Origin of the sequence: Corallococcus sp. CA041A, from assembly GCF_003612075.1 — a bacterium.
Taxonomy (GTDB): domain Bacteria; phylum Myxococcota; class Myxococcia; order Myxococcales; family Myxococcaceae; genus Corallococcus; species Corallococcus exiguus.
This window is the reverse complement of the sequence record NZ_RAWF01000125.1, coordinates 1-15000: the sequence shown is the minus strand read 5'-3', so window position 1 is coordinate 15000 and position 15000 is coordinate 1. Positions and strand designations below refer to the sequence as shown.

14 protein-coding genes are annotated in these 15000 nt (G+C 70.2%); 5 read left to right on the top strand and 9 right to left on the bottom strand.

Going from position 1 to position 15000, the window contains the following annotated elements; all coding sequences use genetic code 11:
• Positions 1-4 precede the first annotated feature (4 nt).
• Entirely contained in the window at positions 5-943 is a 939-nt protein-coding gene (locus tag D7V77_RS22345; RefSeq protein ID WP_120578317.1) for a RimK family alpha-L-glutamate ligase, read from the bottom strand.
• 28 nt (positions 944-971) lie between these two features.
• A complete protein-coding gene (locus tag D7V77_RS22340) occupies positions 972-1841 on the bottom strand; it encodes a hypothetical protein (protein WP_233597155.1) in 870 nt (289 codons plus the stop codon).
• 157 nt (positions 1842-1998) lie between these two features.
• On the opposite strand from D7V77_RS22340, the gene D7V77_RS22335 reads away from it, so the two are divergent.
• Positions 1999-3342: an erythromycin esterase family protein gene (locus D7V77_RS22335; protein ID WP_120578316.1), complete on the top strand. Its 1344-nt coding sequence runs from the start codon at positions 1999-2001 to the stop codon at positions 3340-3342.
• A gap of 11 nt (positions 3343-3353) precedes the next feature.
• Here the strand turns inward: D7V77_RS22335 and D7V77_RS22330 are convergent, their stop codons facing one another.
• Positions 3354-3692 (bottom strand): DUF3175 domain-containing protein, encoded by a 339-nt coding sequence (locus tag D7V77_RS22330; protein WP_120578315.1) that lies wholly within the window; start codon positions 3690-3692, stop codon positions 3354-3356.
• A gap of 56 nt (positions 3693-3748) precedes the next feature.
• Positions 3749-4216, bottom strand: coding sequence for a transcription elongation factor (locus D7V77_RS22325; RefSeq protein WP_120578314.1), 468 nt, complete (start codon positions 4214-4216; stop codon positions 3749-3751).
• A gap of 90 nt (positions 4217-4306) precedes the next feature.
• Between D7V77_RS22325 and D7V77_RS22320 the strand changes: the two genes are divergently transcribed.
• Positions 4307-6400, top strand: coding sequence for a WD40 repeat domain-containing protein (locus tag D7V77_RS22320; protein ID WP_120578313.1), 2094 nt, complete (start codon positions 4307-4309; stop codon positions 6398-6400).
• On the opposite strand, the gene D7V77_RS22315 is transcribed toward D7V77_RS22320, so the two are convergent.
• Together D7V77_RS22315 and D7V77_RS22310 are read right to left on the bottom strand one after the other, a co-directional pair.
• Entirely contained in the window at positions 6375-7490 is a 1116-nt protein-coding gene (locus tag D7V77_RS22315) for a hypothetical protein (RefSeq protein ID WP_120578312.1), read from the bottom strand. The two genes, D7V77_RS22320 and D7V77_RS22315, sit on opposite strands and share 26 nt — an antisense overlap.
• Before the next feature lie 4 nt (positions 7491-7494).
• Positions 7495-7983, bottom strand: a complete 489-nt coding sequence (locus D7V77_RS22310) for a DUF962 domain-containing protein (RefSeq protein WP_120578311.1) — start codon at positions 7981-7983, stop codon at positions 7495-7497.
• Positions 7984-8139: 156 nt separating this feature from the next.
• Between D7V77_RS22310 and D7V77_RS22305 the strand changes: the two genes are divergently transcribed.
• The 3 genes from D7V77_RS22305 to D7V77_RS22295 are packed head-to-tail and all read left to right on the top strand — an operon-like array spanning position 8140 to position 10138.
• Entirely contained in the window at positions 8140-8607 is a 468-nt protein-coding gene (locus D7V77_RS22305) for a hypothetical protein (RefSeq protein ID WP_120578310.1), read from the top strand.
• Positions 8608-8609: 2 nt separating this feature from the next.
• Positions 8610-9158, top strand: coding sequence for a hypothetical protein (locus D7V77_RS22300; RefSeq protein ID WP_126932771.1), 549 nt, complete (start codon positions 8610-8612; stop codon positions 9156-9158).
• Positions 9155-10138, top strand: coding sequence for an HTTM domain-containing protein (locus tag D7V77_RS22295; protein ID WP_120578308.1), 984 nt, complete (start codon positions 9155-9157; stop codon positions 10136-10138). Before D7V77_RS22300 ends, D7V77_RS22295 begins: the two co-directional genes overlap by 4 nt.
• Here D7V77_RS22295 and D7V77_RS22290 read toward each other — a convergent pair.
• From D7V77_RS22290 to D7V77_RS22280, 3 genes are all read right to left on the bottom strand, one after another.
• Complete coding sequence (locus D7V77_RS22290) at positions 10063-10983, bottom strand: hypothetical protein (protein ID WP_120578307.1); 921 nt, start codon at positions 10981-10983, stop codon at positions 10063-10065. The genes D7V77_RS22295 and D7V77_RS22290 overlap by 76 nt on opposite strands.
• 13 nt (positions 10984-10996) lie before the next feature.
• Positions 10997-11626 carry a hypothetical protein gene (locus D7V77_RS22285; protein WP_120578306.1) on the bottom strand — a complete coding sequence of 210 codons (630 nt, stop codon included), beginning with the start codon at positions 11624-11626 and terminating at the stop codon, positions 10997-10999.
• 12 nt (positions 11627-11638) lie between these two features.
• Positions 11639-15000, bottom strand: a 3362-nt coding sequence (locus D7V77_RS22280; RefSeq protein ID WP_147452123.1) for an annexin, incomplete at its 5' end; no start/stop codon positions are given.

Genomic DNA, 15000 nt, shown 5'->3' with positions numbered 1-15000 from the left:
GCGCTCAGGCCTTGGAGACGAGGTAGCTGGCGAGCCGGGTGATGACTTTGCCGTCGCGCGGATCATCGAAGAAGGAGATGGCGGGAGTGGGGTTGAATTCAAGCGCCACGAAGGCGCCGTCGGGCGTGCGCCGCAGGTCCACCGCCGTGAAGACCATGCCCAGCGCTTTGGCGCCCTTGAGACACACCGCCCAGGCCTCCTTCGGCAGGCGGGCGGGCTTCACCCGGTGAAGGTTCTGCCTCGCGTCCACCACGCCGTCGGTGGGGATGTGGAAGGCGGACACGGGCTCGCCGTCGAGCACGTAGGCGCGGAACTCGTCGCCCTGGATCTGCTCCTGGAACAGCACCGGACAGTTGGCGAGCAGCTGGAGCCGCGCCTCGGTGAGGTCCGCCTCCTCCACCTTGCGCACCAGCGCGCCGCCGCTCAGGGGCTTGTAGATGACGGCCCCGTGGCGCGCGACGAACTCGCGCACCGCGTCCGGTGAGGCGGTGGCCAGGGTGCTGGGGACGGGAATGCGGTGGCGGCGCAACAGGGCCAGCTGCTGCAGCTTCAGATAGTGCAGCTCCACCGCCTCCAGCGGGTTGACGAACGAGCCGCCGCGCCGGTGGAGCGAACGCAGCACGGAGTGGAGGAACGACTGGCGCTCCCGCTCCGCCAGGTACTGCTCCTGCCAGCGCGGGAAGTTGCGCTCGGACAGGGCCTCGGCCTCGGGGACCGGGAGCGAGAGGCGCACGAGCTTGAGGTAGAACGAGCGCAGGTCACTGAGACACTCACCGTCCCAGTGCACGTCTCCGTCCTGCCAGCTCAACGCGGCGGAGTCCGGGACCCGGTCTGTTTCCAGGACGAGGGCTCGCGCACGACGCCGCTCCACCGCTTCCGCGACGAAGCGGGTGGCGTCATCCGAGCGCGAGCCGATGACCACGACCTTCTTACGAGACGTCATGGGGTCCGTGACTTCGCCTGCCCGTCGTTCAGACCGGGCTGTCCATCTTGACCTTCAGGGCGCCGCCATCCAGCGGCTTGAGGTCCGGGAGCTTCGAGCCACGCGTGGGGTCGTCCATCATGACCTTCACCCGGCCGCCATCCGGCGGAGTGAAGTCCGGCAGCTTCGAGCCACGGGTCGGGTCATCCATCATGACCTTCACCCGGCCGCCGTCCGGCGGAGTGAAGTCCGGCAGGTTCAGGCCACCGGTCGGATCATCCATCCGGACCTTCACCCGGCCGCCATCCGGAGGAGTGAAGTCCGGCAGGTTCAGGCCACCGGTCGGATCATCCATCCGGACCTTCACCCGGCCGCCATCCGGAGGAGTGAAGTCCGGCAGGTTCAGGCCACCGGTCGGATCATCCATCCGGACCTTCACCCGGCCGCCATCCGGAGGAGTGAAGTCCGGCAGGTTCAGGCCACCGGTCGGATCATCCATCCGGACCTTCACCCGGCCGCCGTCCGGCGGAGTGAAGTCCGGCAGGTTCAAGCCACCGGTCGGATCATCCATCCGGACCTTCACCCGGCCGCCATCCGGCGGAGCGAAGTCCGGCAGCTTCGAGCCGCGGGTGGGGTCGTCCATCATGACCTTCAACACGCCGCTGTCCTTCGGCGGCTTGAGGCCGACGCCGTCACCCACGAACTGATCCGCGAGCTCACGGGCCTTCGGGGTCAACTTGACCTTCTCGAAGACGTCGCGAACCTGGTGCTTCTGCTGGGGGCTCAGCTGGGCCGCGTCAGTGCCCTGGAGCGCCTTCTTGAGGGCCGGGGCGCCCACTGCCTTGCCATCCGTGCTGGCGGTCTTCAGGGCGGTCTGCAGCGACGAGACGAAGCCCGTGGGGGATTTGATCTGGGTCATAAAGATTCCTTTGAAAAGGTTATCGGCATGCCCAGGCAGGAGTTGCTTGATTCTCTGAGGATGAGAGCCCTGGTAGAGCAGGGGGCTGCCTGGCCGCCCGCAGTCTTCCCTCGGGGCGTGTGAGTCCCAACCCTTGAAGACAAGGGGAGGAGACACCATGGCGCACCGAGACGACGGACTGCTGGTGCGAGCGCTCGCGGAGTCCGTGAGGCCGCTCCAGGGGACGCGGGAGGACTTCGGGCCCCTGATGGACCTGGTGGGGAACGCGACGTGCGTGCTGATTGGCGAAGCGACCCACGGCACGCACGAGTTCTACCGGCTGCGCGCGCTCCTGACGCGGAGGCTCATCGAGGAGAGGGGCTTCAACGCCGTCGCGGTGGAGGCGGACTGGCCGGATGCGTACCGGATCAACCGCTACGTGCGGGCCATGGGCCACGACGCGGACGCGGTGGAGTCGCTCTCCGACTTCCAACGGTTCCCCGCATGGATGTGGCGCAACGCGGACGTGCTGGACTTCGCGGGCTGGCTGCGGACGCACAACGACCGCCACTCCGCGCGGGAGAAGGTCGGGTTCTACGGGCTGGACCTCTACAGCCTCCACGCCTCCATGGGCGCGGTGCTGAAGTACCTGGACCGGGCGGATCCAGAGGCCGCGAAGCGCGCCCGGCACCGCTACGCGTGCTTCGAACATTTCGGCGAGGACCCGAAGGACTACGGCCACGCGACGTCGCTGGGCCTGTCTCCGGATTGCGAGCGGCAGGTCGTCGACCAGCTCCGCGAGCTGCAACGGGAGCGCGAGGCCCTGCTGCGCCGGGACGGATTCATCGCGGAGGACGCGCAGTTCGAAGCGGAGCAGAACGCCCGGGTCGTCCAGAACGCGGAGGAGTACTACCGGTCCATGTTCCATGGGCGCATCTCGTCCTGGAACCTGCGCGACACGCACATGGCGGACACGCTGGATGCGCTGATGGGCTTCCTGAAGCGGAGGCTGGGGGCCGCGCGGGTCGTGGTCTGGGCCCACAACTCGCACGTCGGCGATGCGCGCGCGACAGAGATGGGGGAGGCGGGCGAGGTGAACCTGGGACAGCTGACGCGCCAGCGGCACCCGAAAGTCACGCGGCTCATCGGCTTCAGCACGTACCGGGGCACCGTCACCGCGGCCACCAACTGGAGTGGGACCGCTGAGCGCAAGCAGGTCCGCCACGGACTGGCGGGCAGCTGCGAGTCCCTCTTCCATCAGGTCGGCCTGCCAGGCTTCCTGCTGGACCTCCGCGAACTGGGAGAGGCCGCCGGAGCACTCCGCGAGCGGCGCCTGCAACGGGCCATCGGCGTCATCTACCGGCCCGAAACGGAGCGCAGGAGCCACTACTTCCACACGCGGCTGCCGGAGCAGTTCGACGCGATGCTGCACATCGATGAGACGCGTGCGCTCGAACCGCTGGAGCGCACCGCCGGATGGGAGCGCGGTGAAGCGCCGGAGACCTATCCGACGGGCCTGTAGCCGCCACGGGCTCAGGGGGCCTTGGAGGGGCGGTGATACAACTTGCGCAGCTCCTCCTTGGCCTCCTGGATGGCCCGCCTGCGGGATGCAGGGAGGTTCCGGCCCGCGCGGTTGCCGTAGAACGAAAGCATCGACATGGCCGACTGGAAAGGCGACGCCTTGCGCCGGTGGCTCTGCTCGGCGGAGCGTTTCACCGAGCGGGCGATCTCCTTCGGTGAGCGCTTGAAGACCTGTTCCTCCAGCGTCATTGCGTCGCTGTGTTCCGTCACCTCGCGGGACCAGTAGCGCCGCTTCGCCGCGGGTCGCTTCGCGGTGGAGCGCTTCGCCGTGCCGCGAGAGGCGGTTGCCATGCGCTTGCGGGAAGGGGCGGGGCCATGTGGCTTCTTTGTCGTACCGGGCATCGTGTCTACCCCCGGGCCCGGCTGGTCGCCTTGCGGGTGGCCGCCGCCTTGCGAGCGGACGCCTTGCGGGCGGTGGTCGTGCGCTTACGTGAGGCGTTCTTCGCCTGGGCGGACAGGGCCTGCTTGGACGCCGCCTGACGGCCCTCCCGCTTGAGCGCGCCCTGCGTGGCCTTGCTCCGTTTCTTCGACGGTGCCCGAGGCTTGCGCTCCTGCTGACCCACCTCCAGGTCCTGCTTCGCCGAACGCCGTGTGCGCGCGGTGGCCTGCTCCTTCGTGGGTGGTTTCAGCGGTACGCCCGCGCGTCGCGCCTTCGACAGGCCAATCGCGATGGCCTGCTTCGAAGAGCGTGCGCCGTGCGCGCCTTCGCGGATGTGCTCCAGTTCCTCATGCACGAACTCACCCGCCGCGGTGCTGGCGCTCTTGCCTTCGCGCAGGTCCTTCTTCGCTCGTTCAACGGTCGCCTTGTCGGGCATGACTTCCTCCCATTCGGGTTACGGTCCTGGCCCAAAGGTGCGGACGCTCCGCGCCCAGGCAAGCCGTGTCCCGTATCCGGAGGGAGCCCCATGAGGTGGTGGTGCCTCGCGCTGTTGCTTGCTTCCTGTTCGGCGCACCGCTCCTCCGGTGGCGGCGCGCCGGACGATGCGAACGCGCGGGACCTGCGCGCCCGCGTCCACGAGGCCCGGGGCGAAGCCGCCACCGAGTCCCGGCAGTGGAGCGTGGCGGCGGCGTCGTTCGCGCTCGCTCGGGCCTCGCGGGATTCGCTCGCCGCGCAGTGGGGACAGGGACAGGCGGTGGACCACGCCTCCACGCTGCGCTGGTCGAAGCGCATCCAGGGTTCGGTGCTCGCCCTGGCGTTCACGCCAGACGGCCGCGTGCTGGCGTCCGGGCATTACGACTCTGTCGTCCGGCTCTGGGACGTGGAGCGCGGCGAGCTGCTGGCGGAGCTCAAGGGCCACACGGCCGAGGTCCACGCCGTCGCCTTCTCGCCGGACGGCCGCTGGCTGGCTTCCGCGGGAAGGCCCGGCGAGCTCCGGGTCTGGGATTGGCGCCAGGGCAGGCCGCACGCGGTGATTCCCGGCAACACCGACGTCGTGCTCGGGCTGGCGTTCTCGCCCGACGGCAGGCGGCTGGCCTCCGGTGGTCTGGACAAGGCGGTCCGCGTCTGGGCCTTCGAGACAGGCGCCGAGCAGCTGCGCTTCGAGCACGACGACAACGTCATCGCCGTCGCCTTCTCGCCGGATGGCAGGCGGCTGCTGTCCACGAGCGCGGACCGGAGCGCGCGGGTCTGGGACCTGGAGTCGCGCAAGGAGGTCCTCCGCCTCGTGGGTCACGGGGAGAAGGTGGAAGCGGGCGCGTTCTCCTCGGACGGACAGCGCATCATGACGGCGGCGGGCGACCGGGCCGTGCGCTTCTGGGACGCCCGCTCGGGGCAGCTCACCGACGTGTTTCGCAACTCCGGCGACGTCTCCGTGGCCGCAATCGACGCCGGATTCCAGCTCCTGGTCCAGGGCGGATGGGACGGACGCGTGCAGCTTCTCGACGGCCATGGGGGCGCGCTGCTGGAGCGGATGGATGCACATCACGCCGCCGTGATGAGCGTGGCCTTGTCACCGGACGGGCGCACGCTCGCTTCGGGCGGGATGGACGGTGTCCTCGGCGTGTGGCGCAGGCCGGAGGTCCCCGCGCAGGTGCTGCTTCGTGGACCCGGCGTCTGGGTGGAGGCGCTCGCGTTCTCCCAGGACCGCGAGTTGATGACAGGCGGTGAGGATGGCTGGCGGCGGTGGCGCATCGCGGAGGGAAGAGAACTCCATCCGGAAGTGGGAGGAGCGGAGTCCGCGGTGTCCCTGGCGGTGAGCCCGGACCGCGAGCGCATCGCGGTGGGAACGCTGAAGGGGAGGGTACTCGTACTGGACGCGCGTTCGGGGCGGGTGCTGCTGGAGTTGCCCGCGGCGAACGGCTCCGTGCGCGCGGTGGCCTTCAGCCCGGATGGGGCGCTCCTCGCGGTGGCGGGAGATCCGGACATCCAACTCTGGTCCGTGGCCGACAGCAGGCCCGTGGGGCTGCTCCAGGGACACACCGGCAAGGTGTGGGCGCTGGCCTTCGACAGCTCGGGGCGCAGGCTCGCGTCAGGCAGTGCGGACAAGACGGTGCGGACATGGGATGTGGAGCGGCGTCAGCCCCTCTTGCGGCTCGACATGGGCGAGCCCGTGCGCGCCGTGGTCTTCACCTCATCCGAGCCCCACCTGGTGACGGCGGGGATGCGGCAGCCCCTCCGCGTCTGGGACGTGACGGAGGGCCGGCTGTTGAAGACGATGGACGCGAAGACCGTGGGTGTGCTCGCCCTGGCTGTGTCACCGGATGGCCGCTTCCTGGCTTCGTCGGGCGTGGAGGCAGGGGTGAAGGTCTGGGGGCTGCACTCCGGCGAACAGCTGGGGACGTTCACGGGTCAGCAGGGCTTCGTGGCGGCCCTGGCCTTCTCCCCGGACGGCGCGCTCCTCGTCTCCGCGGCCTCCGACCGGACGCTCCAACTGAACCGGTTCGACTCCATCGTCCATCCATCCCCGGCGGGAGCAGGCATCGACGAACTCCTGCGTCACTACGGGCTCGTCTGGGACGAGGCGCGGTTCCTGCTCACACCAGCCGCAGGAAGCGATTGAGGTCGCGGAACAACCAGAGGGGATTGCCGTACCACACGGCCATCTCCAGCACCCCCGCCCAGACGACGAGCCCCAGCCGCACCGCCGTGGGCCAGCGAGGAGCGCGCAGCACACCCACGCACAAAGGCACCAGCATCAGCGCGGACGCATGCCACCAATGGCGCGTGTCGATGACCGCGAGCAGCACGCCCAACCCCACCGACGCGGTCACCAGCCCGTCCGACCCGCGCCAGGAGAGCGCCAGCACCGCCGCGCTCAAGCCCAGCACCAGGGCCACCGTGCCGGGCTCACCCAGGATGGAAGGCGTCGCCGCATCCGTCTGGGCGGCCAGCGGCGCCATCCACAGGAACGTGAGCACGCAGAGGACCCCCGCCGCCGACACCCCGAGCAGCGTGCCCCACGGCCACTGACGCACCGGCCGCCCATGCACCACGCGCCACAGCGCCACCACACCCACGGCGACGAGGACGAGCGCCCGGTAGTGCAACAGCGCCGCGAGCGCCAGCCAGCGCAACGCGACCACCGGCCGGTCCTTCGCGAGCGCCGCCAGCGCCAGCACCCCGCACACGAGCCACGCGCCGTCGTACTGGCCATAGAGCGCCAGCCGCATCAGCACCAACCCGCAGAGGAACCCCACCGCCCAGCGGCCACCCGCCGGAAGCCCATCCAGGAGCCGCAGCGCCGCGTAGAGCGCCACATGCGCGAAGGCCAGCAGGTACAGCAGGCACACCTGCCCGAAGGCCTGGGGTGACATGGGCACCCACTCGCCCACGAGCGCCAGGGGCAGGAAGAGCACCAGCGCGCCGGGCGGATAGACGTACGGCACCTCCAGCCACTGGTCGATGGCCTGGGGGTAGGGGACGCCTTCGCGAAGCTCGCCCAGCGGCGCGGTGTAGAGCGCCTGGAGCCCGCGATGCAGTCCCACCCAGACCACGTACGGATGGCGCACGTGGTCCGTGTATCCCTCCTTCAGCGTCCCCCGTGACGTCACCCCGGACAGGGGGACGGCGGAGAGCACGAGGAGCGACAGCAGCGTGAGCAGTCCCCACCGCGCGGCGGGATGCCGGACGAGGATGCCGGGACCTTCCATGACGTCAGGTGCTGGAGGGCGCCACGCGCGCGCGCAGGTCCTGCTTGAGGCCCAGCGAGAAGAGCACCAGGGTGAGCAGGTACACGGGTTCGATGAAGAACAGCTGCGGGCCGCCCAGGGACAGGCCGTGGGTCTTCTTCTCGAAGACGACGTGCGCGCCCACCACCATCGCGAAGCGGAACACCATCACGCCCACCGCGATGCCCGTGGCCGTTCCCGTGGGAAGCCCCGCCACCGCTTCCGCGGCGAGGAGCGTGGGCACCAGCGGCAGGGCCATCAGCAGGCCGGCGGTCCACTCCAGCGTCATGGCGTACACGGTCACCGCGGCCACCAGCAGATGCGCGGCGGTGACGGGCGTGCCGGGGATGCGCACCCAGCACAACGGCACCAGCAGGGCGAACGTGAAGAGATAGGCCCCCACGAAGTGCACGGCGCGGCTGACGCCGTTCTCGTGCAGGGGCATCCAGACGCGCATCTTGTCGGCGAAGCTCATGGATCCCCACCGTAGGCCATCCTCGCCCCGGTTGCCTCACCCGTGGAGGGGCGCGGTCGCCGCACACCCCGGGGCGCAAGAATAATGTTTCACCGGGACGTACCTGTGGAGCAGCCGCGTTTCCGCTGCTGCCCACACCCCGAAGGTACCTCCCCGATGAAACAACTCCTGTCGCAAGACATCGTGCGCCGCGCGTTCCGTCACGCCGGCTTCAAGGTCGCCGCCGTCGCCACGGTGGGCGTGGCGCTCACCAGCGCCATCAGCTTCGCGTCCGTGTCCGCGCGTACGCCGACCCATGACTTCACGCAGGCGGACGTGGACGCCATCGTCGCGCAGATCCGTCAGGTGCCGACGGACACGTTCTACATCCGGCTGCCCACGTTCTCGCCCCGGGGCGGGGTCAACGGGTCGCGCCTCTACGGCACGCTGCCCCTCGCCTATGTGCGGCGGATGGCGAGCGTCCAGCACGTCGCCCTCGATGAGCAGTCGAACATCATGGGCCTGGTGATGGATCCGAACACCGAGGCCGGGATGGCCTCGGGCGAGAAGTCGAGGCGCGTGGCCCTGGCCATCGACGCCGTCCTCGCGGACGTCACCCCCGCCTCCTACCAGTTCCTCAGGTAGCCATGAGAACCGTCCCATCGCGGCCCGAGGGGGATGAACGCCAGGCGGCCCTCTGGGCGTGCGTCGCCGTAGTGCATCTGGCCGCGGTGGGCGCCTTCCTCTGGACGCGCCTGGCCCATGCGGACTCGGACGGCGCGTTCGACCGAGGCGTCCGGACCTACCAGAGCCTGTCCGGCGTCATCAGCGACTACCGCTTCTTCGCTCCCGCGGTGGCCAGCGACTCGCGGACCGGCTTCTTCGTCGAACAGAGCGACGGAAGCTCGCTGTTCGAACCCCTGACCTCCGACGAGGTGGAGGTGGCGCGCCGCTACCGCTGCATCGTCGCCTCCGGTCTGCGCGCCAACCGCAAGACGCAGGACGTGCTGGCGCAGTCCTGGGCGGCGGTGATGCTGGGCGTCCATCCGGAGGCCTCCCAGGTCACCGTCGTCACCCAGTCCTACCAGCTTCCTTCCATGGAGGCCTGGGCCGCCGGGAAGCGGCCGGAATGGGCCATCCACTACACCGGGACCTTCGGCCGCCTTGACGCTCCGAAGTCCGAGGCCTCGCCATGAACCGTCTCCAGACCCACGTGCGGCGCTTCTGGTTGGAGCCCGCTTCCTCCGACGGACTGGCCTTCCTGCGCATCGCCGTCGCGGCCATCTCCCTCACGCAGCTCGCCATCCTCTGGCCGCACCTGCCGGAGCTGTACGGCAACTTCGGCCTCGTCCAGTGGGTCATCACCGATGTGGGCGCGGGCGACTGGGCGCCCAGCCTGGGGTGGCTGGGGCGGCTCCTGGCGCCACTGGGCATCCGCACGATGGCCACGATGTACGCCGTGTTCGTCCTCTACGCGGTGGGGCTGGTGGGCCTGCTCGTGGGCTACCGCACGCGCGCCTTCGCGGTGCTCGCCTGGTTCACGCATGGCCTGACGTCCGCGAACGCGTACCTGTCGCTCTACGGCGTGGACACCATCCTCCACGTACTCTTCTTCTATCTGGTGTTCATGCCGTCCGCGGGCCGCTGGTCGCTGGATGCGCGAGCGGGCCGCGTCTCCACCGGTCCGTCGTCCGCGGCCCGCGTGGCGCTGCGCACGCTCCAGCTCCACCTGTGCTTCATCTACCTGGACACCGGCCTGGCCAAGGCGCAGGGCGTGCAGTGGTGGAACGGCGAAGCCATCTGGCGCGCGCTGATGCAGCCGCAGTTCCAGGCGTTCGACTTCTCCTGGCTCGCGGCGTACCCGCTGCTTGCGAAGGTGGCCTGCTGGGGCACGCTGCTCATCGAGGTGGGCTACGCGGGGATGATCTGGGTGCCCCGGCTGCGGCGGCACTGGCTGGTGGCCACGCTGCTGTTGCACGCGGGCATCGCCGTGTGCCTGCGGCTGTGGCTCTTCTCCCTGACCATGATGGCTTTCAACCTGGCCGCCTTCGCCTGGACGTGGCTGGCTTCAGAGGCCCCCGTGGAGAACGAGGCGGCGGATCAAGCGGAGGCGTTCAGCGCCGCGTTGCTTCCCTCACACGCGGCCTTCGCCAACCGCGAGCCCACCTCGATGTAGCCGGGGTGGTGCACGTAGTCCGGAAGCGTGTCCTCCGACGTGCGCTCGTGGCGCATGTTGAGCGGGTAGAGCCCTTTCGAAACCAGCGCCAGCCGCTGCGTCCGCCAGGACAGCCCCGCCTCTTCCATGACGCGCGCGAAGTCCGACATCCGCTGGACCCGGTCCGCCTGCTCCAGAATGCCCGGGCGCATCGCCTTCGTGTAGCCGGACCGGGGCTTGTAGTCCTTGCGCAGCTGATGCAGTTGCGCCTTGCGCCGCTCAGCGAGCAGTTCCTGGAAGCGCGGCTCGGTGGCCGTGAGCTGCTCCAGGACTTCGCGCCCCATCTTCTCGTAGAAGACGGCGGTTGAATCGTCGTGCCGGACCTTGCCCTCCAGGAACCGCACGTAGCCGCGCGTCGCCTCCAGCAGCTCGCGCTCCGCCGCGTCCACGGACGGAACGGCCACCCGCCGGGGGATGTCCACCGGCATGAAGAACTCCCTCGTGCCCATGGGGCCGCTCTCGTAGCGGTACGCGTACCCGGTCTCCCGGTCCCCGAAGACGAGGACGAAGTCCGGCAACCGGGGCAGGGGAGGAGGGGGCGTGGTGAGGATCCAATCCTCGGGGTCGCTGTCCGTGAGCACCCGCAGCGCGACGAGCCCCCGCGCCTTCATCCCGTCCAACCAGGCGTAGAAGGACGGCTCGAAGCCCCCGTCCGGCAGCGCGAAGCCCTCGAAGGTGTCGGGCCCCCGCACGAGGGCCGCGCCTCCAGGATCGTCAATCACCTGCGCCCGCAGGTCGCGTCCCCGCAACCGCGCGTTGCCGACGATGGCGAGCTGCGAAACGTAGTCGTAACGCGGCAGGGTCATGGTGTCGCGGAGGTCAGCTCCGGGAAGCCTTGAGCACCTTCGCGGCGAGGCCCGCGTCCGTCACGCGGTCGTACTTGAAGGGCTGTCCGGGCACCGCCTGGTAGCGGTAGACCGTGAAGGGGCCCTTGTCCTCGCTGGCGTGCTCCGGCACCAGCACCGCGAAGCTCTCATTGCCCACGCCCACCATGTCGATGCAGCGCAGGCGCTCCAGCTTCCCGGCCGGGTCGCGCAGGTTGTAGACGTCGTCGATGCCGAAGCCGGCGACGCCCTCGACCTCGGGCTCCTTGGGAAGGTGCTTGCGCAGCACGCCCAGCACCTGCTCCAGGTACTGACGGGCCGCCGCGGGGGTCGCCGGCAGCTCCTGGCGCTTCGCCTCGTCACGGGCCAACGACACCAGCGTCGAAGAGGGCAGGCGCGTGTCGGCGAGGACGGCCTCCAGCCCTTCGATGCCCGTGTACAGGGGAATGCTGTTGAAGCCCAGCGCGTGCCGGACCTGGTCCTCCACGTCGGCCAGGGTCGAGTTGGGCGCGCAGTAGGTGCTCAAGAAGGTGCGCGCCTTCTCCAGCGGAGGCGCGTTCTTGAGGGCTTCCATGCGCGCCTTGAGCTCTTCGAAGCGCGCGCTTGTCTTGGGGTCGGCGGTCATCGGAAGGGGGCCTCAGGGACCAGGGAAGGCGGTCAATACCATCACCTGCGGCGGGGTGCCGTCGATGAGGCGCAGCCTGACGTTGTAGCTGCCCGCGTTCGCGGGGACGGCGGTGCGGGTGCCCGCCGATTCCACGGCCGTGAAGCCGTTGCCCACCGTCGTGCCGGGAGTCACGGGGATGTTGAGGTGGTCGCTGTGGCCGTACAGGGCCAGGTCCGTCTTGATGGTGTCCCAGTTGTCCGCCACGTACTTGTTGAGGGTGGAGTCCATGGTCGCGTCGCTGGACCACTGGAACGAGTTGTTCTCCACCGAGCCCCAGCCGGCGCCGTCGGTGACGCGGCTCTCGAGGGTGCGGGCCCCCGGGGGCGCGTCCGCGATGTTCGTGGGCACCGACGCGCCGTGCCGGTCGATCGTGTGCGCGTTGTGGGCCGAGCCGTGCGCCGCGTCGTTGGCGGCCACGTTGAGCGTGGGGCCGTTCGGGAAGGCCTCGGCCAGCTGCTGCTCGCGGATGACGCCCCGGCGCAAAATCTCCGTCTGGGCCCGCTCCGCGCGCAGCTTGGCCAGTTGCTGCGTTTCGATGGGGACCTTGTTCCCCGCCGAATCCACCTGCGTGAAGACGGCCGGGTTCGCGTCCCGGTTGAGCTCGGCCTGGGTCCGGGTCTTCGGGTCGTAGGTGCGCTCCGAGTAGACGCGGCGCCCCTCGGCCTGGCGGGCCTTGAACTGCTGCGCCGTCTCCGTCGCGGGATTGCGCGGGCCGTTGATGGCCGTGTTCTCCGCGGCCGTCATGGGCACCTGCGGGGGCGGCGTCACCTGCCCCACGGTGTTCACCGACGTGCCCACGCCCGCCCAGTCCGGCGTCGTGGTGCCCGGCGTGCCGTGCATGGCCACGGAGCCCGTGCCCGGCGCCAGCGAGTCCAGCCGCTTGGCGTGGAACTCAATCTGGAACTCCACGTTGGCGATGTCTCGCTGGAGCGCCGCGCGCTCGGCGACGGTGGCCGCGGTGGGCTTGCCGCTCATGCCCGCGATGCTGTCGTCGATGCGCTTCTGCGCCGCCTCCAGGCCGCCCAGGATGTTCTTGAGCTTCTGCACCTCCATCTTGGACTCGAAGCCCTGCGTGCCGTAGCCCGGCGTCTTGGTGAGGGCCTGCTGGACGCGGTCCTTGAGCTGGCGGATCTGCCCGGTGGGCCCCTCGTACTTCTGGAGCAGGCGGGCCGTCTCCTGGTGCGCGGCGATGTCCGCGGGCGTGGCGTGCGGCCCCGCTTCAATCCGCACCTGGCCGTTGTCGTAGCGCACCTTGGTGGTGTTGCCCGGCAGGTCCGGGTTGTGAATCACCGGGATTTCACGCGGCTTGAGCATGTCCGCGCCCTTGGCCAGGCCGCCGCTCACCACGCCGCCGGTCACCGCGCCCACGGTGCCGTCCGTCACCGCGCGGGTCGTCACGCGGCCCAGGCCCGTGAGCGCGCCGTCCTTCCACGTCTCGGACTGGGTGGCCGCGTCCATGGCACCACCGGCCGCGCCGCCGTAGGCACCTTCCTTGATGCCCTGCTTGATGGCGGTGCGCACGGTGCCCTCCGCGGTCTCCCGCACGGTCGTGCGGACCGCGGCCTCCGTGGCCTGGGTGGCCGCCACGCGCGTGCCGCCCGTGGCGAGGGAAGCGCCCTTGCCGATGGGGATCACCGCCGTGCCGCCCTCCACGGCGCCAATGAGCGCCTGGCGGCTCAGGTCCTGCGCCCCGGCGGCGTTGCCCTGGATGGCGGCGTACGTCGCGGCGCGCGTGGTGGCGCCCACCGCCGCGTACCCGGCGATGGCCAGGGGCGTGGCCGCGCCGCCCGTCGCGACGACAGCCACGGTGGTCGCGGCGACGACGGCCACGGTGGCCGTGGTCTCCGCCAGCGAGTCCTTGGCGGACTGGAGCGCCTTCACGTCCTCCGTGGCGTAGCCCGTCAGCGTGTTCGCGCGCTGGGTGTCACCCGTCGCGATGGCCTGGTCGGCGCGGTCCAGGTTGCGGTTGAGGATGTCGTTGTCCGACTCGCCCTTGGTGAGGTGCTGGATGCCGTCCAGCAGGTCCACGCCGAAGCCGGACTCGTTGGTCTGGACCTCGCGCAGCCGCCGCGCGCGCTCCTGCGCGGCGTTGGGGTCGTTGGGGTCGATGGCGCCCAGGTCGTAGTCCTGCTTGAGCAGCTCCAGCTCGTCGCGGCCGTCCAGCTCGCTGTCCAGCTCCGCGCGCAGGTCCTTGCCGTACTTCTGCTGGTACGCGGCGGCGATGGTGTCCAGCTGTGCCTTGGACTTGCCGCCCAGCTCGGAGCGGATGGCGTCCTCGTCCGTGCCCATGCCGTCCATGGCCAGGAACAGCCGCTCCGCGGAGGCCTCCGCCTGCCCCTTCGCGTCGTCCGCGGCGGGCGGGTTGAGCATGCGCAGCGTGACGTCCCGGTCGCCGCCGTCCCACTTCTGAATCTGGGAGTCCAGCGACTGGCCCGTCTGCTTCTGGTACTCGGCCTTGATGGCGTTGATCTGATCCGGCGTCTTCCCCTGGAGGATGTCGCGCACGCCGCTCTCGTCCGCGCCGAAGAAGCCGCCCAGGGCCTCGCGCAGCCGGGCCGCGTCCGCCTGGGCCGGGTTGTCCTGCATCAGGCCGACGGCGCGGTCGTACTCCTCGGTGGACAGCTCGTCCTTGAGCTTCGCCTTCAGGCCCTCGTCCTGGGAGAGGATGGCGCGCTGCTCCGGCGTGGCCCGCTCCAGGCGCTCGAAGATGCGGCCCTCGTCGGTGCCCCAGCCGGCCATGTCCTCTTCCAGGCCGGCCTTGAGCGCCTGGGTCTCCAGCGCGGTGGCCTCCGCGGGCGTGGTGGCCTGGCCCGCGTTGAGCATGCTCCGGGCGCGCTCCAGCTGCGCGCCGTCCATCTCCCGGCCCATGCGGGCCAGCAGGACGTCCTCGGGCTTCTGGCCCGCCGGGGTGCCGCCGTTCATGTCCGCGTACTGCTGCGCGATGGCGTGGCGCTCCGCGGGGGAGCGCTTCTCCAGGATCTTCAGCATGTCCTCGTTGGAGCCGAAGAGGCCGTCCATCTCGGACTGGAGGTTGACCGCGTCGCTCTTCGCGCCGTTGCCCTGGAGCAGGCCCTCCGCGCGCTGCAGGTCGGAGCCACCCAGCTCGTCCCGGATCTTCTCATCCAGGTTCTTGCCGTAGTGGTCCTGGTAGCTCTGGCGGATCATCGCGACCTGCTCGGGCGTCTTGCCCTCGAGCGTCTGGAAGATCTTGTCCTCGTCGGTGCCCCACCCGGTGAGTCCGCCGTCCATGGCCTCGCGCAGGGCGCTGGCGTCCTTGTCCGCCTGGGCCTGCGTGTACGCAGGGGCGGCCGGAGCGGGAGCGGGAGCCGGGG

Excerpts from the sequence above, each read along its gene's own strand:
- D7V77_RS22345 (WP_120578317.1), bottom strand. The coding sequence starts at position 943 with ATGACGTCTCGTAAGAAGGTCGTGGTCATCGGCTCGCGCTCGGATGAC.
- D7V77_RS22340 (WP_233597155.1), bottom strand. The coding sequence starts at position 1,841 with ATGACCCAGATCAAATCCCCCACGGGCTTCGTCTCGTCGCTGCAGACC.
- D7V77_RS22335 (WP_120578316.1), top strand. The coding sequence starts at position 1,999 with ATGGCGCACCGAGACGACGGACTGCTGGTGCGAGCGCTCGCGGAGTCC.
- D7V77_RS22330 (WP_120578315.1), bottom strand. The coding sequence starts at position 3,692 with ATGGCAACCGCCTCTCGCGGCACGGCGAAGCGCTCCACCGCGAAGCGA.
- D7V77_RS22325 (WP_120578314.1), bottom strand. The coding sequence starts at position 4,216 with ATGCCCGACAAGGCGACCGTTGAACGAGCGAAGAAGGACCTGCGCGAA.
- D7V77_RS22320 (WP_120578313.1), top strand. The coding sequence starts at position 4,307 with ATGAGGTGGTGGTGCCTCGCGCTGTTGCTTGCTTCCTGTTCGGCGCAC.
- D7V77_RS22315 (WP_120578312.1), bottom strand. The coding sequence starts at position 7,490 with ATGGAAGGTCCCGGCATCCTCGTCCGGCATCCCGCCGCGCGGTGGGGA.
- D7V77_RS22310 (WP_120578311.1), bottom strand. The coding sequence starts at position 7,983 with ATGAGCTTCGCCGACAAGATGCGCGTCTGGATGCCCCTGCACGAGAAC.
- D7V77_RS22305 (WP_120578310.1), top strand. The coding sequence starts at position 8,140 with ATGAAACAACTCCTGTCGCAAGACATCGTGCGCCGCGCGTTCCGTCAC.
- D7V77_RS22300 (WP_126932771.1), top strand. The coding sequence starts at position 8,610 with ATGAGAACCGTCCCATCGCGGCCCGAGGGGGATGAACGCCAGGCGGCC.
- D7V77_RS22295 (WP_120578308.1), top strand. The coding sequence starts at position 9,155 with ATGAACCGTCTCCAGACCCACGTGCGGCGCTTCTGGTTGGAGCCCGCT.
- D7V77_RS22290 (WP_120578307.1), bottom strand. The coding sequence starts at position 10,983 with ATGACCCTGCCGCGTTACGACTACGTTTCGCAGCTCGCCATCGTCGGC.
- D7V77_RS22285 (WP_120578306.1), bottom strand. The coding sequence starts at position 11,626 with ATGACCGCCGACCCCAAGACAAGCGCGCGCTTCGAAGAGCTCAAGGCG.